This window comes from Curtobacterium sp. Csp2 (assembly GCF_013347165.1).
The window spans coordinates 2,372,522-2,393,149 of the sequence record NZ_CP054593.1 but is presented as its reverse complement, the minus strand read 5'-3'; the positions used below and the strand labels follow the sequence as shown (position 1 = coordinate 2,393,149).

The following is a 20,628-nucleotide window of genomic DNA, read 5'->3' as shown; positions in this document are numbered from 1 at the left end:
GCCGCCCCGGCTCGTTAGTCGTCGCCCCGAACGGGGGTGGCGGGCGTGGGTGGGTGGCGGCCCGACCCGCGTCAGGCGGACGCGTCGAGGTACACCGACCCGCGCGGCTCCCGCGTCGCCGAGACCGCGCGGAGCGCTCCGAGGTGCTCCAGCACCTGTCGCCGCTCCGCCTCGAGCGTCGCCGTCCGGTCGCGCTGCGCCGCCAACAGCCGGGAGGCACGCCCCACCAGCTCTCGCGGCACCGGTCCCAGCCCGGTCGGCTCCGACCACGCGGGCCCGCCGTCGACGGTCAGGTCGCGTTCGAGCGCGTCGAGCACCGCACCCCACGCCGCGAGGTCGGCGCCGGGCCCGAGGGCGGGGTCACCCTCGCCGCTCGGCTCAGGCGACACCGAGCGCTCCCCCGGTCGCCCCCGGCAGCGGACGGGTCGCGGGCAGGGCGGCGGCGGCCTCGTGCCACGACTGCCGGAGCGGCTCGAGGATCCGGATGCAGTCGCGGGTGGCCTGCACGTCGCGGTGCACGTTCGCGGTGATGAGCGAGGTCGACGCGTAGTTGTAGATCGCGAGCAGGCCCTCGCCGCCGTCCCACACGTCGATGCGCAGCGTCGACGACAGCTCGCCGACGATCGCCTGCGCGTGCAGGAGCTGCTCGCGGGCGGCGTCCCAGTCGGCACCGGTCTGCGCTGCCTCGGCGCGGTGCAGGTCGAGCATCAGCCGGTCGTACAGCATCGTGACGAGCTGCGCCGGCGTCGCGGAGAGGACGGCCTCGTTCGTGTACTGGGCCCGGCGCTGGTCGGTGACCGTCCGCGGCTGCGCGGACTGGCGGAAGGCGGCGGACTGCAGGTCGAAGGCGTTCATGGTGGCTCCCGTCAGCTCGACGACGACAGGGTCGCGAGGTGGCTGGCGATGAAGGAGGACTGGGACTGCAGGTTGCTCAGGCTCGTCTCGAGCGCCGCGTACTGCGCCTGCAGGGTGGCCCGACGCTGCGTCAGGCGGTCGGTCCAGCTGTCGATCTGGGCGCTGAGGTCCGTGGCGACGGACTGCTGCCCGGTGATCGACGTCGTGATCGACCCGGTGTACTTGTCGGATGCGGCCGTCGCGGCAGCACCGACGTTCGTGGCGACGCCGGACAGCACCGCCTGCGTGCCATCCGGGTCGTCGGCGAGGGCCTTCTGGAACGCCGCGGCGTCGAAGGTGAAGTCGCCGTCCTTCGTGATGACGATGCCGATCGACGAGGGCGACTTCCCGTTCACGGGGGTCGACATCGTCGAGGTCAGCCGCTGCACGACGTCGCGGGTGGTGGCGTCGCCGGTGAGCACGCCGGCGGTGGTCGACGTGGTGCCGGTGGTCGGGCTCGTGGTGCTCGTGACGGCGGTGTTCGTGCCGTAGTAGGCGGTGATCGCGTTGAGCGCGTCGACCAGTCCGGACGCGACGGCCTGGGCCTTCGAGGTGTCCTGGCCGATCGTGACGGTGACCGGGTCGCTCGAGGGCGCCGACACCGTGACGTCGACGCCGGGGAGCAGGTCGGTGAAGGTGTTCGTGGCGCTCGTGACGGTCTGCGCGGCGTCGGTCCCGGCCCACAGCGTGACGCTCGCGTCCTTCGCGGCGGTGACCACCGCGGCGCCGGTCTGCGTCAGGACGTTCGTCGCGGTCCCCGCGGTCACCTGGTCACCCGTGCCGCGGTACACCTGGAACGCCGAGGCGGCGCCGGTCTTCGTCGCGGTGAGCTGCAGACGGAACAGCTTCGTGCCGTCGGTCGCGGTCCCGGCGGCGACCTTCGTCGCGGTGACGCCCGCGGCGGACCCGTTGATCGCGGTGACGGCGTCGTCGAGCGAGCCGGACGCCGGGGTCACGCTCGTCTGCTTGCCGTCCGACCCGACGATCGTGATCGGCTCGGCGTCGGACGCCCACGTGGACATCGCCGCGGTGACGCCGACCTGCGCGGTCGCCGTCGCACCGATGGTGAACGACAGCGAGCCGGCGGCGGCGGCGTCACGCGTGGCGACCGTGGCCGCGGTGGACGAGCTCTTCGCGGTGAACACGTCGAGGGAGGTGGGCTTCGCCGCGTCCGTCGCCTTCGACGCCAGGGTCTGCACGAGCCCGTTGATCGTCTGCAGTGACGAGATGAACGAGTTCGTGTCGGTGAGCTTGTTCTTGAGCAGGGTCTGCGGGACCTGCTCGATGGTCATCAGCGAGTTGATGAGGTCCGTCGTCTTGAGACCGCTGACGAGACCGTCGATCGCGAGGCTGCTCGCGGAGGACACGGAGGACATCGAGGGCTCCCTGCCGTCGGGACGTCGTGGAGGGTGGTGACGCCGTCACCCGGGGGCCTGGACTCCCCCGGGCGACGGCGTCGGGTGCTGCTAGCGCAGGAGCGAGAGCACGCCCTGGGTGCTCTGGTTCGCCTGCGCGAGCATCGAGGTGCCGGCCTGGCTGAGGATGTTGTCGCGCGTGTACTTGACCATCTCCTCCGCCATGTCGACGTCCGTGATGCGGGACTGCGCAGCGGTCAGGTTCTCCTTGGCCACGTTCGTCACGTTGATGGCGTGGTCGAAGCGGTTCTGGATCGCACCGAGGTTCGAGCGAGCCGACGAGACCTTGGCGATCTGCTGGTCGATCAGGGTGATCGAGGCCTGCGCCTTGTCCGCCGTGTCGAACGCGAGGCCACCGGTGACGGGGGCGCCCGCGGTGCCCGCCGCGACGCCGGTGCCCGGCGCGGTGACGTCGACGGTGCCGCCGTTGTTGGCGGTGACCGTGATGCCGGTGCCGGCGCCGTTCGCGTCCTTGTCCACCGTGACGGTGAAGTTGGCCGAGAAGTTCGCGTCCGCCTTCAGCGCGTCCGCGTAGCCCTGCACCGAGGTGAAGGTGCCCGCTGCGCCGAGGTTCGCGGTCGTGACGGTGGTCTCCTCGCCGCCGTTGGTGACCTTGAACGACGCCGCACCCGCGAGGGCGGAGACGTCGGCGATGGCGAACTTCGTGCCGGTGCCGGTGCTGCCACCGGCCAGGTTGTCGACGATGTTCTGCACGTTCGCACCCGACAGGTCGACCGCGATCTGGCTGTCGGCGCCCGCGTTCGCCCCGACCTGGAACTTCAGGGTCGAGTTGTTGTTGAGCAGCGACGTGCCGTTGAAGTTCGTCGACGACGCGATGCGCCCGAGTTCCTTCTGCAGCTGGCCGACCTCGGTCTTGATCGCGTCACGCGACGTGGCGTTGTTCGAGTCGTTGCCGGCCTGGACGGCCAGGTCGCGCATGCGCTGGAGGATCGAGTGGGTCTCGGTGAGGCCACCTTCAGCGGTCTGCACGACGGAGATGCCGTCCTGTGCGTTGCGGGCGGCGACCGTGAGGCCACCGACCTGCGACTTGAGTCCCTCGGAGATCGTCAGACCGGAGGCGTCGTCCGCAGCACGGTTGATGCGGAGACCCGTCGAGAGCTTCTCGAGGGACTTCGACAGGTCGTTCTGCGTCGAGTTCAGGTTCCGGTACGTGTTGAGTGCCGAGAGGTTGGTGTTGATGGACATACCCATGGTGGTTTCCTCCGTGAATCCTTGGGTGGTGGTGTCTGCCCGTCCATGGGCTGACACTCGTGACTCTCGACCGACCGACCGAGGTCGTTAGGTGCGAGACGGAAAAGTTCTAGCCGGCCGCGACCGCGCTCGGGGTCGACGCGTCGTGCACGGCCCGCGCGACCCCCGCTGCGGCGTTCGCGGCGACCCGGGCGAGGTAGGCGCTGCGTCGGGCGGCGGTGGTCCGGGAGACCGGTTCGACGGCCGTCCCGTCGCCATAGTGCTCGGCCAGGCCGTCGTGCAGCAGGCGCATCGCCTCGGAGCGCTGCTGCGACACCGCGGAGTGGGTGATCCCGAGCTCGGCGGCGACCTCGGTCACCGAACGGTCGCCGAAGTACACGTTCTCGACGACGAAGCGCATCCGGTCCGGCAGCGCGGCGACCGCGGCGCGCAGGTAGCGGCGCTTCTCCGCGGCGAGCAGGTCCTCACCCGGCAGCGGCTGGTCGGCGGCCAGGGTGTCGTGCACGGTCTCGTCGATGGGCCCCACGGAGCGGCCGGCGTCGGACATCGCGTCCGCGGCCGTCTGCCGGTCCACACCCATCGCGTCCGCGATCTCCTGCACGCCCACGGAGCGACCGAGCCGGGCGGACAGGGCCTCCTGCGTGGCGAGGGTCTCGCGGATGCGCTTCCGGGTGCCGCGGGACGCCCAGTCGGCGCTCCGCATGTCGTCGGCGATCGCACCGGCGATCCGGGTCCGGGCGTAGGCGCCGAACGGGACGCCGAGCGTGGGATCGAAGGCCTCGGCGGCGGCGACGAGCGCGAGGGAGCCGACGGCGGCCAGGTCGTCACGGTCCAGGTGGGTGGCTCGGGAACGGACGTCGGCGACGATGTAGCCGACCAGCGGCAGGTGCTCCACGATCATCGCGTTGCGTGCGTTCCGGTCCATGCTGTTCCCCTGGTCGACCTGCGTGAGTACCGACCCGTCCGTGGGCCGCTCCCGTCCGTGGGCACGACGAGCACCGGCCTCCTGGTGGCCGGTGTGTACGCCGAGGACCGCGCGGTTCCCTCCGCGCGGCGCCCGCATCCCTGCGATGCGGTGCGCGGGGATGTCCCCCGCGCTGCGGTTCGAATGTATCGGCTGGCAATCGCCTGAGGGGGGCTTCAACCGACCCCAGTGCGGGGGTGCATCAGGCGTTCCCGCGTCGGCATTTGGGGGGACCTCGGGCAGGGAACGGGCGTTCTTGTCCCCCGTTCCGGGTGACACGACCACCGGCCTGGAGGCACGGGTCGGCTCCGCCCCGCCGGCTGCGGTCCGGCGTCGGCTTACGGCGGCGTCGGGCGCGTCGATAGGCACCCCTGTCCACCGGAAGGCGGACCGGACGACCCACACCGAACCCGATCGACCCGACCCCCGGGAGGAGCTGATGAGCGTGAACGACCTGTCCGCCGTCCTCTGGCGTGAGCGTGAACTGCTCGAACTGCTCACGTTCAAGCTCGAGGAGGAGCAGCTCCTGCTCGCCGCCGGGCGCTCCCGCTGGGTCTCCCACGCCAGCCGCGAGGTCGAGCAGGTCCTCGAACGCCTCCGCAGCGCCGGACTCGAACGCGCCGCCTCGAGCGCCGTCGTCGCCGAGGAGTGGGGCGTCTCCCCCGACGCTCCCCTGCGCGACGTCGTCGCCGCGGCACCGGACGGCCCCTGGGGCGAGATCCTCGCCGCACACCTCGGCGCCATGGTCGAGCTGACCACCCAGATCGGCTCCCTCCGCGACGAGAACGACCGCTTCCTGCGCGCCGCCGCCCAGGCCACCGAGGAGACCCTCGCGGGGTCGGTCACCGGCGCCGCGACGTACGACGCGTCCGGTGTCCCCGCTGCCGGGTCCGAGCGCGCCCGCCTGTTCGAGGGGACCCTGTAGCACCGTGGTGAGCACCTTCGGATCCCTCGCGACCGCGTACTCCGGCCTGTCCGCCGCCCGCGCGGGCATCGACGTCACCGGGCAGAACATCGCGAACGCCGGCACCACCGGGTACACCCGGCAGCGCGTCACGCAGTCGTCCGTCCCCGTCGTCCAGACCGGTTTCGTGCACGGCACCGCGGCCCTCGCCGGTCAGGGCGTCTCGGTCGACGGCATCGCCCGGCTCGGCTCCCTGACGCTCGACGCCGGCCTGCGCGTCGCGACCGGCTCCTCGGCGTGGGCGCAGACCCGCGCGACGGGCCTGTCCGCGATCGAGGACGGCACGAACGAACCCGGCAAGGACGGTCTCTCCGCGAAGCTCGACGCGTTCTGGTCGTCGTGGGGCGACCTCGCAGCGCACCCGGACGACGCCGGCGCGGCCTCGACCGTGATCTCGAGCGCGACCGCGGTGGCCTCCGCCCTGGCGGCGGGATCGAAGGCGGTCGACGCGCAGTGGACCACGACCCTGGCGACCGCGGCCACCCAGGTCGGGCAGCTCAACGACGCTGCGGCGCAGGTCGCCGACCTGAACGGCCGGATCCGCGGGACCCTGGCGTCCGGCGGCAGCGCGAACGAGCTGATCGACCAGCGCGACCAGCTGACCCAGCAGATCGCCGGGCTCGCGGGCGGCACGGTCCGGGCGAACGGCGACGGCACGGTCGACGTGCTCCTCGACGGGAACGCGCTCGTGCAGGGCAGCGACGCCCGCACGGTGCAGCTCGCCGGCGACACGCGGCTCGGCGGCTCACAGGGCGTCCGGCTCGAGTGGTCGACCGGCAGCGCCGGGACCGTCGCGCTCGGCGGCGGCTCGATCGGCGGCGCGCTCTCGCTCCTCGCCCCCGCATCCGGCGGCACCGGCGGCGCCCTGGCGGAGGCCGCCGCGTCCTACGACGACGTGGCAACGCGCCTCGCGACGACCGTCAACGCGGCGCACGCGCAGGGCACCACCCCGGCGGGGACCACCGGCGCACCGTTCTTCGCCCTCGCGGCCGGGACCGGCGCGGCCCAAGGCCTGTCGGTCGTCCCGACAGACGGTTCCGGCCTCGCGACGCGGAACGCGGCGGGACAGCTCGACGACTCGTTCGCCGACACGCTCTCGCGACTCGGCACGGCCGCCGGGGGGCCCGACACGGCCTGGGCGACCTTCGTGGCGGGGGTGGGCAGCGCCTCCAGGACGGCCACGTCGGAGGCGACGCTCACCGGACTCGCCCTGACCAGCGCGCGCACGCAGCAGCAGTCGGGCGCGGGTGTCGACCTCGACGAGGAGAACGTGAACCTGCTGAGCTACCAGCACGCGTACCAGGGCGCGGCGCGCGTCCTGACCGCGGTCGACGAGATGCTCGACACCCTCATCAACCGCGTCGGACTCGTCGGGAGGGGCTGACCGTGATCACCCGTGTGACCACCCAGATGACCATGGCGGCCGCCGGCGAGCGGCTGCAGGCGAACGCGGCACGCGTCGCCGAGGCGACGCAGCGCGCGACGACGCTGCAGGCGATCGCGAAGCCGTCCGACGACCCGGTCGGCACCGGCTCGTCGATGCAGGTGCGGAAGGAGCAGGCCGCCGCCGCGCAGTACACGCGCAACGCGAACGACGCCGTGGGCTGGCTCGCGACCACGGACAGCACGCTGTCGAGCGCCTACTCGGTGCTCGGCAAGGTCCGCGACCTCACCGTGCAGGCGGCGAACTCCGGCACGATGGGCGACACCGACCGCGACGCGTTCATCACGCAGTTCCGCGCGCTCAAGGCCGACCTCGAGGCGACCGCGAACGCGACCTACGGGTCCCGCTCGGTGTTCGCCGGCTCGTCCACCGACGCCGCCGCGTACACGCCGGCGACCGGCTTCGCGACGGCGACCACGCCCGTGCAGCGCCGGGTCGGGGACGCCACGACGATCCGCGTGGACACGTCCGGCGCCGCGGTCTTCGGGACGGGGTCGACCTCGGCCTTCGCCGTGATCGACGGCATCGTCGCCGACCTGCAGAACGGCGTGAACGTGAACGCGAAGCTCGACGACGTCGACACCGCGATCGACGGCGTGCGCTCGGCACAGGCGGACGTCGGGGTCCGGCACGCCGCGGCCCTGTCGGCGCAGGACGCGCTGAAGAGCACCTCGGTCACCCTCGAGAACCGGCGCTCGGGCATCGAGGACCTCGACCTCGCCGGCGCCGTGCTCGACCTGCAGGTGCAGCAGACCTCCTACCAGGCAGCCCTCGCCGTCACCGCGAAGGTCCTGCAGCCGACCCTGATGGACTACCTCCGATGAGCATCGACCTGACCTTCCCCGTCCCGCCGTTCGGCCTCGCCCCGTCGCCGGTCTTCTCGCTCGTGCCCGTCGAGGGCGTCGAGGGCCTGTTCGGCCTCGTCGGCGAGGACGCCCGGCTGTTCCTGCTCGACGCCGCGGTGCACCTGCCCGACTACGCCCCGGAGCTGACCGACGAGCAGGCCGCGACGATCGGCCTGACCGACCCCGCCGAGGCGATGCTCCTCGTCGTCGCGAACCCCGGCGAGGGCGGCACGACCGTGAACCTGCTCGCCCCGGTCGTCGTGAACGCCCGCACCGCCGTCGGCGCGCAGTTCATCCTCGAAGACCAGGACCTGCCGCTGCGCGCCGAACTCGCCGCGCGGTAGGCGCACCGGGGGGACGGCACCCGCCGGTGCTCCCACTCGGGCCGGGTACCGTCTGCCGCATGGCTCGACAGCAGAAGAACGAGGCGCTCGTGCCCATGCCGCCGGCCCCGATCCGGCCCGACGACCGCGACGACCAGGACGGCCGCGTGGCTCCGGAGCGCCAGTCCGGGTGGGTGAAGATGCTCGACCGGGTGATCGCCGTGCAGCGACCCGTCGTGGTCGCGCACGTCAACGCCCTGCGCCGCCGACACCCGCAGGCGAGCCCGGCGGAGATCATCCAGATCCTGGAGCGGCAGTACCTCACGGCCGTGACCACCGGCGGTGCCGCCGTCGGCGCGAGTGCGGTCATCCCGGGCGTCGGCATGGCCGCGGCCCTCGGGCTGAGCGGTGCGGAGACGGTCGGCTTCCTCGAGACGACGGCGCTCTTCGCCCAGTCCGTCACCGAGGTGCACGGCATCGCCCTCGACGACCCCGAGCGATCGCGCACCCTGGTGATGGCGCTCATCCTCGGCGCACCCGGCACGCAGCTCATCAAGCAGCTCGCGGGACAGGCCGCCGGCGGTCAGGTCCGCACGGCGTTCTGGGGCGAGATGGTCACGTCCACGCTGCCGAAGCAGGTCGTGAGCGGCATCGGCGGCAAGGTCCGCGACCAGTTCGTCAAGCGGTTCGCCGCCCGGCAGGGCACGTCGATCCTCGGCCGAGCGCTGCCGTTCGGGATCGGTGCCGCGGTCGGTGGCCTCGGGAACCACGCGCTCGGGCGGAAGGTCGTCCAGGCGGCACGCGAGGGCTTCGGCATGCCCCCGCGCCACTTCACCCTGGTGCTCGAGGCGAAGCCCACCAAGGAGTCCAAGGCGGCGCAGAAGGAACTCGCCCCGAAGGGGCGGTCCCGCCGCCGCGCGCGTCGGGACGAGGACCTCTGGTCCGACACGCCGTCGCGCGACGCCCTGGACTGACGCCCGGACGGACGGGAGGCACGTGGCTACCCCGCCCCGCGCCTCCCGTCCGACCGCTGGTCGCGACCACGTCAGCTGCGCCGCACCGGCGTCCGGACCACCTGACCGGCGTGCGCGAACCCGCCGCCGAACCCGAACAGGAGCGTCGCCGCGCCCTCCGGCAGCTCGCCGCGCGACCAGGCCTTCGACAGTCCGAGCGGCACGCTCGCAGCCGAGGTGTTGCCGGACTCGACGACGTCCCGGACCACGAACTTGTCCTGCCCGCCCAGGGCCTCGACCAGCGGCTCGATGATCCGCAGGTTCGCCTGGTGGAACGCGAACACCTCGATGTCGTCGAGCGTCATGCCCGCGGCCTCGACGACGGCGCGGGCGTGGCCGGCGGCCTCGGTGATCGCCCAGCGGTAGATCGAGCGGCCCTGCTGCGTGAAGTACTCCGGGTCCTTCGTGACGAGCACCGCCTCGTTCAGGTGCGGCACGCTCCCCCACGACACCGGCCCGATCTCGGCGGTGTCCGAGGCGCCGAGCACCGCGGCACCCGCACCGTCGCCGACGAGCACGCACGTCGACCGGTCGGTCCAGTCGGCGATGCTCGACAGCGTCTCGGACCCGATGACGAGCGCGGTGTCCGACGCGCCGACGCGGATCGACTGGTCGGCGAGGGCCATCGCGTACTCGAAGCCGCTGCAGGCCGTGTTGATGTCGATCGGCGCCGGTCCGTTCGCCATGCCGAGCGCCGCGGCGACCCGGCCGGCGGTGTACGGCGCACGGTCACGGTGCGTGGTCGACGCGACGATGACGAGCCCGATGTCCGACGGTTCGAGTCCGGCGTCCGCGATCGCGTTGCGGCCGGCCTCGATCGCCATCGACGTGACGGTGTCGTCGGGGCCGGCGATCCGGCGGGTCTTGATGCCGGTACGCGTGGTGATCCACTCGTCGTTCGTGTCGACCATGGTCGAGAGCTCGTCGTTGGTCAGGATGCGCGCGGGCTGGTGGTGTCCGAACCCGAGGATCCGGCTGCCACGGAGTGCTGGGGTGTCCATCCGCGGCACGCTACTCCCCTCGGTGCCCTCCACATGCCCGAGCAGGAATGCGCCTCAGTCCTTCCGGGCGGCTGCGGTCGCGCGGTCGTTCGCCTTCTTGATGGCCTCGATCAGCTCGCCCTTGTCCATCGTCGAGCGGCCGTGCACGTCCAGGCGGCGTGCGACCTCGAGCAGGTGCTCCTTCGTGGCGTTCGCGTCGACGCCGCCCTGGGTCTCGCCGGAGCCACGGGTGCCGGCAGCGCCCTCGTCGGACGGGCCGGCGGACTCCTTGGCCTCCCAGTGGTCACCGACCTTCTCGTACTCGTGCTTGACCGCGGCGAACGCGGTCCGGTGCGCGCGCTCCCCCGGTCCGTAGGTCTCGTTCGCGGAGTCGAGCGCCGCGGCGTACACGTCCTGCGCGTGCTGCGGCGACCGGCGGAGTGTGCTGGGGATCTCGTCCTTCGCGGGCATCGGGGTTCCTCTCGTCGGGATGTGCTGGTCCCCACCAGTCCTACGCCGACACCCCGACGGCAGGCTGGCACCCTTGCCCACCGAGCCGCCGTAGCCGTTGGCCGTGTCGAAGAAGTTCACGCCGAGCTCGTGCGCCCGGTCCATGATCGCGTGCGAGTCGTCCTCGCTGGTCTCCGGTCCGAAGTTCATGGTGCCGAGCACCGCTCGCGACACCGACAGCCCTGTCCGTCCGAGGTGTGTGTAGTCCATGGGTCCGGTCTACGCGCGGTGCGCTGGGCGCACCAGGCCCTGCCGGTACCGGTCACGGCGGGCGTGCCGAAGATGCCGCCGACCAGGTGGACGCCCACGACGTCGAGCGAGTCGTCGAAGCCGAGCTTGTACTTGAGGTCGATCGCGAAGCAGCAGACCACACCGGCGAGGAAGCCGAGCAGGATGCCCCAGCCGGGGGTGAGGGCGGCGCAGGCCGGGGTGATCGCGACGAGACCGGCGACGGCACCCGATGCGGCACCGACCGACGTGGCCTTGCCGTCCTTGAGCTTCTCGATGAGCAGCCAGCCGAGGATCGCGGCGGCCGGGGCGGCGAGGGTGTTGACCCAGGCGAGCGAGGCGATGCCGTCGGCGGCACCCTCGGACCCGGCGTTGAAGCCGAACCAGCCGAACCACAGGATGGCGGCACCGAGGAGGACGAAGGGCGGGTTGTGCGGCTTGTGCGCACCCTTGGCGAAGCCGACACGCTTGCCGAGGACGAGCGCCAGGGCAAGACCTGCAGCACCGGCGTTGATGTGCACCGCGGTCCCACCGGCGAAGTCGATGACGCCCCAGGTGGCGAACATGCCCGAGGTCAGGTTGAAGACCCACGAGGCGACCGGGAAGTACACGACCGTGACCCAGACACCGGCGAAGATCATCCACGCGCCGAACTTCGCACGGTCGGCGATCGCACCGGAGATGAGCGCGACCGTGATGATCGCGAAGGTCGCCTGGAAGCCGACGAAGGCCATCGACGGGTACGACGCGTTGATCTTCGACGCGATCGACTCCTCGAACGCCTGGCCGAGGCCGATCTGGTTCCAGTCGATGCTGAAGAAGCCGACGATGCCCGCGACGTTCGTGCCGGCGCCGTGGTTGGCGAAGGCGATCGCGTAGCCGTAGAGCACCCACAGGACGCCGACGAGGGCGATCGCCCCGAAGGACATCATCATCATGCTGATGACGGACTTGGCCTTCACCAGACCGCCGTAGAAGAAGGCCAGGCCGGGTGTCATGAACAACACCAGCGCCGCCATGATCAACACGAATGCCGTGTTGCCCTGATCAAGCATCTGTTCACCTCTCGCGAATGCAGGCGGCTCTCGGTTCCGCCTCGGGTGCTGATGAGTCTGGCGAGGCGAGGTTTCACGAGGGAGCACGAACTGTTTCGTGGGTGTAACGCGGTGGGCCGTTCTGTAAACGTCGTGTTTCGGGGAGCAGGACACCCCCCGGACGGGAGGCGCGTGGCGGCCCCGCCACGTGCCTCCCGTCCGGTGGTCCGCCGGCTCCGCCAGCCGCCCCCGTCAGGCGGCCGCGGTGGTGGTGGCCGTGGCGTCCGTCAGTCCGCGGCGCGCGACAGCGCGACCACGCGCGATGCGGCGCGCAGGTACTTCTTCCGGTACCCGCCGTCGAGCATCGCCTGCGGGTACACCTGGTCGAGCGGCGTGCCGGACGCGACGATCCGGACCTGCGCGTCGTACAGCCGGTCGACGAGCGCGACCCACCGCAGCGCGTCGGTCTGGTCGGTGAACGCCGCGACGTCGGTCAGGCCGACGGCGTCGAGTCCGTCGACCAGCGCGACGTACTTCGAGGGGTGCACCGACGCCAGGTGCGCGACGACGGACCGGAAGTCGTCGAGCGTGGTGACCCCGGTCGGCAGCGCCGCAGGGACGTCGTCGACCGTCCGGGCGTGCTCGTCGACCGCGCGGCGTCGGTAGTCGAGCCCGTCGATCCGCATGGTCTCGAAGCGATCGGACATCGCCTGGATCTCGCGCAGGAAGTCCTGCGCCGCGAACCGGCCCTCGCCGAGCGCGCCCGGCGGGGTGTTCGACGTCGCCGCGAAGCGGGTGCCGGTGTCCGCCAGCTCCTTGATGAGCCGGGTCATCACCATCGTGTCGCCGGGGTCGTCCAGCTCGAACTCGTCGATGCAGACGAGCGCGGTCCCGCGGAGCAGGTCGACCGTGCCCTGGAACCCGAGCGCACCGACGAGCGCCGTGTACTCGATGAAGGTGCCGAAGGTCTTGCGGGACGGCTCCGCGTGGTACGCCGCGGCGAGCAGGTGGGTCTTGCCGACGCCGAAGCCGCCGTCCAGGTACACACCCGAGCGCGCCGGCGCCTCGGCGGGCTTGCGGCGACCGAACAGCCCGCGCTTCGCCGGCTCCGGCCGGGTGGCGACGAAGGCCTCGACCGCGTCCCGGACCGCGGCCTGCGACGGGTACTCCGGGTCCGGCCGGTAGCTCGCGAACGACGCGTCGGCGAACTGGGGCGGCGGCACGAGCGCAGCCGCCATCTGCTGCGGTGTCACCTGCGGGTCGCGGTCGACGAGGTGTGCAGGCAAGTGTGGCCCCTCCGGGAAGCATGTCGTGCGGTGTCACGTTGCAGGTGGCGGTCGGTACGTCCGCGTACCGTTGCCCGCGGGCACCGAGGACCGATCCTAGCCTCGGCCGCCCCGTTCGTCCCGCACCCCGGAGGTACCCCCGATGACCGCACCGGTCGACCCGTCCGAGAAGTTCGCCGCCTACGCCCACCCGGAGCGCCTGGTGTCGACCGAGTGGCTCCAGGAGCAGCTCGACGCCGGGACCCCCGACCTCGTCGTCGTGGAGTCCGACGAGGACGTCCTGCTCTACGAGACGGGCCACGTCCCCGGAGCGGTGAAGATCGACTGGCACACCGACCTCAACGACCCGGTGCAGCGCGACTACGTCGACGGCGAGGCGTTCGCGCGACTCGTCGGCGGCAAGGGCATCGGCCGCGACACCACCGTCGTGATCTACGGCGACAAGAACAACTGGTGGGCCGCCTACGCCCTCTGGGTCTTCACGCTGTTCGGGCACGAGGACGTCCGCCTGCTCGACGGCGGCCGGGCGAAGTGGATCGCCGAGGACCGCGCGCTGACGACCGACCGCCCCGAGGTGACCGCGGTCGACTACCCCGTCGTCGAGCGCCACGACGAGCTGGTCCGGGCCTTTAAGGACGACGTGCTCGCGCATCTCGGCAAGCCCCTGATCGACGTGCGGAGCCCCGCCGAGTACGACGGCTCGCGCACCACCGCCCCCGACTACCCGGAAGAGGGAGCCCTGCGCGCCGGCCACGTGCCGACCGCCGTCAACATCCCCTGGGCCACCGCGGCCGCACCGGACGGCACCTTCAAGTCGCGCGAGGAGCTCGACGCGGTGTACCGCGACGGTGCCGGGATCGGCGACGCGGACGAGGTCATCGCGTACTGCCGCATCGGCGAGCGGTCGAGCCACACCTGGTTCGTGCTGCAGCACCTGCTCGGGTACGAGAACGTGCGGAACTACGACGGGTCGTGGACCGAGTGGGGCAGCGCCGTCCGCGTCCCGATCGCCGTCGGCACCGAACCGGGTACCGTTCCCTCTCGATGAGCACCGAACTCCCCCGTTCCCTCGCCGAGATCCGCGACGACTTCCTCGAGCTCTCGCAGCAGGACCGCCTCCAGCTGCTCCTCGAGTTCTCCGACGAGCTCCCCGCGCTGCCCGAGCGACTGCAGGGGCACGAGGACGAGCTCGAGCGCGTCGAGGAGTGCCAGTCCCCCGTGTTCATCACCGTCACGGTCGGGGCCGACGGCGATGCCCCGGACGTCGTCCGCATGCACGCGACCGCCCCGCGCGAGGCACCGACCACCCGCGGGTTCGCGTCGATCCTCGCGCAGGGGCTGTCCGGCCTCACCGCGTCCGAGGTCCTGGCGGTCCCGTCGGACTACCCGCTGACGATCGGGCTCAGCGAGGCGGTCAGCCCGCTGCGCATCCGCGGCATGGTGGGGATGCTCGGTCGGGTGCAGCGGCAGGTGCGGGCGGCGGTCGCCGCCGCCTGATCCGCACCCCCTGACGGACGGGCGCGCCCCGCTCAGCGGCGGCGCGGAGCGACGCGCGGGGCGCGCCGACCGAGCCTGCGAGGGAGGGCGGTGCCAGCTGGCCCCGGCCTCCCGTCCGTCGTGTCGTCGCATACGACATTCCGCATGCTGGACGCTGCGATGGGGCCTGTGCCAGGATCGAGGGGTCATCGGGGGGAGACGACATGGCGAAGATCCACGGCAACGATCCGACGGGCTACTCGTACGGCGACGCCGACACGCTGAAGACTGCGGCGCGCAGGCTCGCGACGTCGATCGACGGCCAGACCGGCGCACGGTCCACGGCGGTGACGAACGCGGAGCGGGAGTTCCGGGGGTACTTCTCCGAGGTCTTCGCCGACAACGCCGGCATCGCCTCGCGCAGCGCCGGCAAGCTCTCCGAGGCGCTCTCCTCACTCGTCGGGTTCGTCGACGAACTCCGTCAGGCGGCGGAGCAAGAGGACCGACGCCGTGCCGACGCCAAGGCGTGGGAGGCGCGGAAGCGGGAGCGTGAGGAGAACTTCTTCGTCGGTGCGGCGCACGAGGTGTCGACGTGGTTCGGTGCCGAGGACGACCCGAAGCCCCCGGAACCGCAGCCTGAGCCCCAGCTCCAGGCCGATGCCGTCTCGGTGCGCGGTCGTACGATCCCGACGGCCGGAGGCGGCAGCGGAGGCACGTCGTCAGCGGTGCCGGCCGATCTCCGCTCCTTCGCGTCGAGCAGCAGGGGGGCCGACGACTCCCTCGCCGGCGCGGTGTCGTCGTTCCGGAACGCCCTCAGCGACTACGAGTCCGGGTGCAACACCCGATGGGGCACGCTGCACGCGCAGTCACTCGTGACCGCGGTACAGGACTGGCTTACGGACAACGGGCACGACGCGGCTTGGGCCGACACGGTCGCCGCGCAGTTCGAGGCCGCGGGCGGCGGGAACGGACCCGCCACGCTCTCGGACGCCTCGATCGCCGCGGCGCTGGCCGCGGCAGGCGTGGCGGTCGGACGCGACGACTTCACCATCGGCCCGTTCTCCGCGATGGGTACACCGCCCACGAACGGGTTCGCCGACGACCCGGTGAACACCGCGACGGGGAACTTCCTCGAGCCAGAGGACGACCTGACGTTCGGCGGTGCTGCGGCGTCCCTCCGGTTCTCGCGGACGTACAACTCGCTCGACGACCGGGTGGGGTCCTTCGGTCTCGGTTGGTCGTCGGTGCTCGACATCCGGCTGGAGCTCAGCGACGAGCTGGCCTCGATCGTGCTCGAGGACGGGCGCCAGGTCGACTTCCCCCGCGAGGGCGACGGTTGGGGTCGCGGCGTGGGGCAGGACCTCTGGCTCCGTCGCGATGGGACCACACTCGTCGTCTCGGACAACACGGGGGGTCGATGGACCTTCTCCGCCGCCGGTGTCTGGCTCTCTGCCGGACGTGGCCCGGGCACGGGCGTGTCCGCTCTCCGCGACACCGACGACCGGATCACCCGACTCGAGCACGAACTCGGTCGTGCGCTCGACGTGGAGTACGAAGGCGACCGCGTCGTGTCAGTTTCAGCGTCCGATGGCCGGCGTGTGCAGTACCGGTACGACGATGCGCGTCGCCTCGTCGCCGCGCAGGACACCGTCGGCGCGCGACGCTACCGGTGGAACGACGCCGGCTTGATCGACCAGGTGACCGCCGCGACGGGCGTCATCGAGTGCACCAACACGTACGACGACCGGGGGCGTGTCGTCGCACAGCGCACTCCGTTCGGACGCACCGTCCGGTTCTCGTACCTGCAGGGCAGGGTGACGTCGGTCTCGGACGCTGACGGCAGCAACGCGAACACGTGGATCGCCGACCGGAAGGGCCGGGTCGTCGGGATCATCGACGCCGACGGTGCGCGTCAGTCGATGTCCTACGACCGCCACGGCCACCTGGTGTCCGTCACCGAACGCGACGGGTCGGTGACGGTGCACGGGTACGACGACCGCGGACGCCGCACGCGCACCGTGACCCCGGACGGCGCCGACGTGACGTGCGGGTACGACGACCAGGACCGGCCCACCACCGTGGTCACCGCAGACGGCGTGATCGTCGAGTACGAGTACCGGGGCGACGACCGGAACCCTTCCGTCGTCACCGATACCGACGGCGGACGGACGCTCCTCGAGTGGCGCGCCGGGCAGTTGGCTCGCTGCACGGACCCGACCGGTGTGGTCGTCACGTTCCACCACGACGACCACGGCGACCTCGTCGCGATCGAGGATGCCGACGGGGGGACGGCGTCCTTCACCCGGGACGCAGCTGGGCGTGTCGTCGAAGCGGTCACCCCCCTCGGCGCCCGGACGACGTACCGATACGACGCGGCAGGCCTGCTGACCGCTCGCGAAGCTCCCGACGGCGGCGTGTGGCGGTTCGAACACGACGATGCCGGGCGCGTGATCGCCACCACGGATCCGACGGGCTCCCGGACGGCCGTGGAGTACGGCACGCACGGCGAGGTCACCGCGACCATCGACCCGCTCGGCCGCCGCATCACGACCCTGTTCGACGACCTCGGCAACGTCTCGGCCGTCACCCTGCCCGACGGGGCGGAGTGGCGGTTCGTGCACGACGCGCTCTCGCGGTTGCGCACCGTCATCGACCCCGCAGGCGGTTCGTGGAACCGTGAGTACGACGCCATCGGCGCCGTCGTGGCAACCGTGGACCCGACCGGTGTCCGCACCGCTGCCGAGCGGAAGCGTGCCGACGGCACGACGATCGTCAGTTCCGCGTTCGAGGACGTCAGTGTCCGCACCGATGCGCTCGGACGACCGATCGGCCTCCGGCAGGGAGACGGCTCCACCACCGTGACCGTGCGTGATGCGGCTGGAAGGATCGTCGAATCGCTGGACGGTGAGGGTGGTCTGACCCGCATCGAGCGCGACCTCGCGGGCCGGATCATCGCCGTCACGACGCCTGCGGGTCGGACGACGACGTACACGTACGACCGGTGCGGGCGTCCGGAGACGGCCACGGACCCGCTCGGCGGCCGGACGTCGCTGCGGTACGACGCCGACGGACGCGTCGTCGAGCGGACGGATGCGAACGACGACGTCGAGCGCACCGAGTACGACGCGGTTGGTCGGGTCACCTCCGTCGACGTCCCTGGCTTCGGGATCATCCGGTACCGCTACGACCGGGCGGGACGTGTCGTCGAGGCACGGGACCCGCGATTCGGTCGCCGCTCGTTCCGGTACGACGCGGCGGGGCAGCTGGTCGCGGCGACCAACGGCCTCGGCGGGGTGACGCGCTACGAGTACGACGCCCGCGGGCGGCTCGTCCGCACCACCGATCCGCGCGGAGCAGTCACGACGCGGACCTACACCGAGCTCGACAAGGTCGCCAGCTCGACGGACCCCCTCGGCCGCACGACGAGCGCGACGTACGACGCTGCCGGTCGCCAGATCTCCCAGACGGAGCCCGACGGCACCGTGCTTCGGTGGGAGTACGACGCAGCCGGTCGAGAGACGGCCCAGTACGTGGACGACGCACTGGTCGCTCGCATCGAGCGCGACCCGCGCTCGCGGACCGTGACCATCTCCGACCACACCCGACCGGACGTTGCCAGTGCCCACCTGCTGGAGTACGACCGGCGGGGTCTCCTCGTCCGCCGAGTGACGGACGGTCGAGAGACGCGATGGACGTACGACGCGGACGGCCTGCGTACCTCGGTGCACGCGCCGGACGGCTCCGTGACGCGCATCGAGCGTGATCCCGCGGGTCGGCCGGGCACCGTCGAGCACACCGCGTTCGGCGCCGTCCATCACGAGTACGACGGCGCCGGACGACTCACGGCGGTGCGCACGGCAGGGACGAGCGACTCCTGGTCGCACGACCGCGGTTTCGTCGTCGGACACACCAGCTCCGACGGGGACTCGACGGCGACGACACGACTGACCCGCGATCGAGACGGTCGGCTCGTCGGGATCGAGCGACCGGGCACGACGACGGTCTACGAGCATGACGCAGCGATGCAACTCGTCCGTGCCGGCACCGACGGAGTGGAGACAACGTGGTCCTACGACGCCGCTGGCCGACTCGTCGTCGAACGCACCGAGAACGGCACCCGCACGTACGAGTACGACGACGCAGGTCAGCTCGTCGCGGTGACCGGCCCCGAGGGGCGGACTGCGCACGAGTACGACGCCCGCGGCCAACGGGTCCGGAGCACCGCCCCGGATGGCAGGGAGACCAGGTACTCGTGGGACGGGCGCGGGTGGCTCCGACTGATCGCATCGGGCTCCTCGAGCACAGCGATCCACGTGGGCGCGCTCGGCGACCTGGTCGACGTCGACGGGATGCGGCTCGACTGGGATGCCGCTGCCGCCGTTCCCGCCTTGCTGACAGTCGACGACTCCCCAGTGTTGCGCACGCCCACCGGACTGCTCGGTAGCCCGGACGGCACAGGACCATCAGGATGGCGAGCGGCCCGTAGGACTTCGGACACTGATCCGTGGCAGCTCCTCGCCTCCTTCTCCGGAGAACCCGAGCGCGCACTCGCGTTCGGCGCGGACGGAACACCCGTGGTGGCGGGACTCGAGTGGATGGGTGCACGTGCGTACGACCCCACGACGCGTGGATTCCTCTCCACCGATCCGATCACCGCACCAGCGGGAGCGGTCTGGGGCGCGAACCCGTACTCGTTCGCCGGCAACGATCCGCTCCATGCGCTCGATCCTCTCGGACTCGCACCGGTCACCGATGCCGAACTCGAGGCGTACGCCGCCGCCGAGCAGGGGCCGCTCGCCCGCGCGGCAGCGGCCACCGGCGACTGGTTCAAGGACAACTGGGAGTACGTCGCCGGCGGGGCGATGGTCGTCGCGGGTGGCGCCCTCATGCTCACCGGGGTCGGCGGCCCACTCGGCGGCATGCTCATCGGCGCCGGGGCGGACACGATCATCCAGAAGGCCACGACCGGAGAGGTGAACTGGGGCCAGGTCGCCGTCAGCGGAGCCTTCGGAGCGGTCGGCGGCGGCCTGGGCGCAGCGATCGGCAAGCACTTCGTCGGGAACGCCGTCGAGGGCGCCGTCGAGAACGTCGCGAACACCGTCGTCAGCGGTCAGCCGCTCACTCCGGGCAAGCTCCTCGGTTCCGCGACTGAGGGTGCTGCGGTCTCAGCTGCGACCGGTGGCACGATGTCGAAGCTGCACCTGCCGACGGCGGTGAACAAACTCGACGACCTCGCTCCTGCACCACCTGTCAACGTTCTTCCTTCGAGCAACCGGACATTCGTTGCTACCCCGGATGCCACGATCTTCGACATTCCCGGCGGGTGGAACATCGGCCCAGCCCGCAGCGGCAAGGGGCTGGTCGCTCAGGACCCCGTGACGGCAGCGAATCCCCTGGCGCACGACAACGCAGACATGGTGAGGATCATGGACCCGACCGAGCAGTACCCTAACGGCTACTCCAGGTACAGCAATTCTCACGGACAGTGGCTCGACCCGAACACCGGTAAGCCGGGTTCGAAGCCTGCCAGCCACATCCCGTGGGATCACGAAGGAGAGTACTCAGCATGGCCGAAGTGAGCGTCGAAGAGGTTCCCCTCTGCTTGGTCGGAGAAACAGTCGATGCAATCTGGATCGATCACATGATCCGTCTGTTGTTCTCGAGCGGCGCGACTGTCGGGCTTGAGTGCGCCTTCTCCTTCGGCGCGACGGTTGACAGTCGCACGATCATCGATCCTGATGGGGACAAGGCGGCACTCGCCCCGATACTCCGCTTGCACACGGTGGCAGCGACGAAGGCAGCCGCCAGCGGCTCGACGCTCAACATCGAGTTTGCTGATGGTTCCTACCTCTCGGCTGGACCCGACCCGGCCTTCGAGTCGTGGCACTACACCGGGCCTGAGACGCCACCGAACCGGATCATCATCACGCCCGGTGGGGCTCCGGCCATCTGGCTCCACGATCAGGACTGATCGGAACCGCTGGAAATCAAGCTGAGGCTGAGGCTGAGGCTGAGGCGGCGCGAACCGGTCACGTTTCAG

At 71.4% G+C, this 20,628-nt stretch carries 18 protein-coding genes and 1 pseudogene; 9 read left to right on the top strand and 10 right to left on the bottom strand.

Annotation, left to right across the window (positions count from 1 at the left end; translation table 11 throughout):
- Positions 1-71: 71 nt before the first annotated feature.
- The 5 genes from HUN59_RS11570 to HUN59_RS11550 all read right to left on the bottom strand — a co-directional run bounded on the left by HUN59_RS11570 (position 72) and on the right by HUN59_RS11550 (position 4,446).
- Positions 72-389 carry a hypothetical protein gene (locus HUN59_RS11570; protein ID WP_174778428.1) on the bottom strand — a complete coding sequence of 106 codons (318 nt, stop codon included), beginning with the start codon at positions 387-389 and terminating at the stop codon, positions 72-74.
- Positions 379-855, bottom strand: a complete 477-nt coding sequence (locus HUN59_RS11565; protein ID WP_083519831.1) for a flagellar export chaperone FliS — start codon at positions 853-855, stop codon at positions 379-381. The genes HUN59_RS11570 and HUN59_RS11565 overlap by 11 nt, the downstream gene beginning before the upstream one ends.
- 11 nt (positions 856-866) lie before the next feature.
- The gene (gene fliD, locus HUN59_RS11560) at positions 867-2,270 is read right to left on the bottom strand and encodes a flagellar filament capping protein FliD (protein WP_058741148.1); all 1,404 of its coding nucleotides are present in this window, start codon (positions 2,268-2,270) and stop codon (positions 867-869) included.
- Between the two features lie 90 nt (positions 2,271-2,360).
- Entirely contained in the window at positions 2,361-3,521 is a 1,161-nt protein-coding gene (locus tag HUN59_RS11555; RefSeq protein WP_058741149.1) for a flagellin N-terminal helical domain-containing protein, read from the bottom strand.
- Positions 3,522-3,630: 109 nt separating this feature from the next.
- Positions 3,631-4,446 carry a sigma-70 family RNA polymerase sigma factor gene (locus HUN59_RS11550; RefSeq protein ID WP_058741150.1) on the bottom strand — a complete coding sequence of 272 codons (816 nt, stop codon included), beginning with the start codon at positions 4,444-4,446 and terminating at the stop codon, positions 3,631-3,633.
- Positions 4,447-4,924: 478 nt separating this feature from the next.
- On the opposite strand from HUN59_RS11550, the gene HUN59_RS11545 reads away from it, so the two are divergent.
- From HUN59_RS11545 to HUN59_RS11525, 5 genes are read left to right on the top strand one after another with little or no spacing between them, the layout of a single operon-like run.
- Positions 4,925-5,410, top strand: a complete 486-nt coding sequence (locus tag HUN59_RS11545) for a flagellar protein FlgN (RefSeq protein WP_058741151.1) — start codon at positions 4,925-4,927, stop codon at positions 5,408-5,410.
- A gap of 7 nt (positions 5,411-5,417) precedes the next feature.
- Entirely contained in the window at positions 5,418-6,833 is a 1,416-nt protein-coding gene (gene flgK / locus HUN59_RS11540; protein ID WP_254629862.1) for a flagellar hook-associated protein FlgK, read from the top strand.
- Positions 6,834-6,835: 2 nt separating this feature from the next.
- A complete protein-coding gene (locus tag HUN59_RS11535; RefSeq protein ID WP_174778426.1) occupies positions 6,836-7,717 on the top strand; it encodes a flagellin N-terminal helical domain-containing protein in 882 nt (293 codons plus the stop codon).
- Positions 7,714-8,082: a flagellar assembly protein FliW gene (gene fliW / locus HUN59_RS11530; protein WP_114851048.1), complete on the top strand. Its 369-nt coding sequence runs from the start codon at positions 7,714-7,716 to the stop codon at positions 8,080-8,082. The genes HUN59_RS11535 and fliW overlap by 4 nt, the downstream gene beginning before the upstream one ends.
- Positions 8,083-8,141: 59 nt before the next feature.
- Complete coding sequence (locus HUN59_RS11525) at positions 8,142-9,035, top strand: hypothetical protein (protein ID WP_174778425.1); 894 nt, start codon at positions 8,142-8,144, stop codon at positions 9,033-9,035.
- 71 nt (positions 9,036-9,106) lie between these two features.
- On the opposite strand, the gene HUN59_RS11520 is transcribed toward HUN59_RS11525, so the two are convergent.
- From HUN59_RS11520 to zapE, 5 genes and pseudogenes are all read right to left on the bottom strand, one after another.
- Positions 9,107-10,075, bottom strand: a complete 969-nt coding sequence (locus tag HUN59_RS11520) for a beta-ketoacyl-ACP synthase III (RefSeq protein WP_114851047.1) — start codon at positions 10,073-10,075, stop codon at positions 9,107-9,109.
- A 54-nt stretch (positions 10,076-10,129) separates the two neighbouring features.
- Complete coding sequence (locus tag HUN59_RS11515; RefSeq protein ID WP_058741155.1) at positions 10,130-10,525, bottom strand: ChaB family protein; 396 nt, start codon at positions 10,523-10,525, stop codon at positions 10,130-10,132.
- Between the two features lie 69 nt (positions 10,526-10,594).
- A pseudogene (locus HUN59_RS11510) lies at positions 10,595-10,774 on the bottom strand (aldo/keto reductase); the annotation flags it as partial.
- Positions 10,711-11,847, bottom strand: coding sequence for an ammonium transporter (locus tag HUN59_RS11505; protein ID WP_254629861.1), 1,137 nt, complete (start codon positions 11,845-11,847; stop codon positions 10,711-10,713). The gene HUN59_RS11505 and the pseudogene HUN59_RS11510, both read right to left, overlap by 64 nt.
- Positions 11,848-12,113: 266 nt before the next feature.
- A complete protein-coding gene (gene zapE, locus HUN59_RS11500) occupies positions 12,114-13,064 on the bottom strand; it encodes a cell division protein ZapE (protein ID WP_174779467.1) in 951 nt (316 codons plus the stop codon).
- Between the two features lie 190 nt (positions 13,065-13,254).
- Here zapE and HUN59_RS11495 point away from each other — a divergent pair, with 190 nt between their 5' ends.
- From HUN59_RS11495 to HUN59_RS11480, 4 genes are all read left to right on the top strand, one after another.
- Positions 13,255-14,160 carry a sulfurtransferase gene (locus HUN59_RS11495; protein ID WP_114851044.1) on the top strand — a complete coding sequence of 302 codons (906 nt, stop codon included), beginning with the start codon at positions 13,255-13,257 and terminating at the stop codon, positions 14,158-14,160.
- Positions 14,157-14,609, top strand: a complete 453-nt coding sequence (locus HUN59_RS11490; RefSeq protein ID WP_141861374.1) for a SufE family protein — start codon at positions 14,157-14,159, stop codon at positions 14,607-14,609. Before HUN59_RS11495 ends, HUN59_RS11490 begins: the two co-directional genes overlap by 4 nt.
- A gap of 203 nt (positions 14,610-14,812) precedes the next feature.
- A complete protein-coding gene (locus HUN59_RS11485; protein WP_174778424.1) occupies positions 14,813-20,167 on the top strand; it encodes a DUF6531 domain-containing protein in 5,355 nt (1,784 codons plus the stop codon).
- Complete coding sequence (locus HUN59_RS11480) at positions 20,155-20,559, top strand: DUF6188 family protein (RefSeq protein WP_174778423.1); 405 nt, start codon at positions 20,155-20,157, stop codon at positions 20,557-20,559. Before HUN59_RS11485 ends, HUN59_RS11480 begins: the two co-directional genes overlap by 13 nt.
- The last annotated feature ends 69 nt before the right edge of the window (positions 20,560-20,628 follow it).

Bases quoted from the DNA above. Each gene is read 5' to 3' on its own strand.
- HUN59_RS11565 (WP_083519831.1), bottom strand. From the start codon at position 855: ATGAACGCCTTCGACCTGCAGTCCGCCGCCTTCCGCCAGTCCGCGCAG.
- fliD (WP_058741148.1), bottom strand. From the start codon at position 2,270: ATGTCCTCCGTGTCCTCCGCGAGCAGCCTCGCGATCGACGGTCTCGTC.
- HUN59_RS11555 (WP_058741149.1), bottom strand. From the start codon at position 3,521: ATGGGTATGTCCATCAACACCAACCTCTCGGCACTCAACACGTACCGG.
- HUN59_RS11550 (WP_058741150.1), bottom strand. From the start codon at position 4,446: ATGGACCGGAACGCACGCAACGCGATGATCGTGGAGCACCTGCCGCTG.
- HUN59_RS11545 (WP_058741151.1), top strand. From the start codon at position 4,925: ATGAGCGTGAACGACCTGTCCGCCGTCCTCTGGCGTGAGCGTGAACTG.
- fliW (WP_114851048.1), top strand. From the start codon at position 7,714: ATGAGCATCGACCTGACCTTCCCCGTCCCGCCGTTCGGCCTCGCCCCG.
- HUN59_RS11525 (WP_174778425.1), top strand. From the start codon at position 8,142: ATGGCTCGACAGCAGAAGAACGAGGCGCTCGTGCCCATGCCGCCGGCC.
- HUN59_RS11520 (WP_114851047.1), bottom strand. From the start codon at position 10,075: ATGGACACCCCAGCACTCCGTGGCAGCCGGATCCTCGGGTTCGGACAC.
- HUN59_RS11515 (WP_058741155.1), bottom strand. From the start codon at position 10,525: ATGCCCGCGAAGGACGAGATCCCCAGCACACTCCGCCGGTCGCCGCAG.
- HUN59_RS11505 (WP_254629861.1), bottom strand. From the start codon at position 11,847: ATGCTTGATCAGGGCAACACGGCATTCGTGTTGATCATGGCGGCGCTG.
- zapE (WP_174779467.1), bottom strand. From the start codon at position 13,064: ATGGCGGCTGCGCTCGTGCCGCCGCCCCAGTTCGCCGACGCGTCGTTC.
- HUN59_RS11495 (WP_114851044.1), top strand. From the start codon at position 13,255: ATGACCGCACCGGTCGACCCGTCCGAGAAGTTCGCCGCCTACGCCCAC.
- HUN59_RS11490 (WP_141861374.1), top strand. From the start codon at position 14,157: ATGAGCACCGAACTCCCCCGTTCCCTCGCCGAGATCCGCGACGACTTC.
- HUN59_RS11485 (WP_174778424.1), top strand. From the start codon at position 14,813: ATGGCGAAGATCCACGGCAACGATCCGACGGGCTACTCGTACGGCGAC.
- HUN59_RS11480 (WP_174778423.1), top strand. From the start codon at position 20,155: ATGGCCGAAGTGAGCGTCGAAGAGGTTCCCCTCTGCTTGGTCGGAGAA.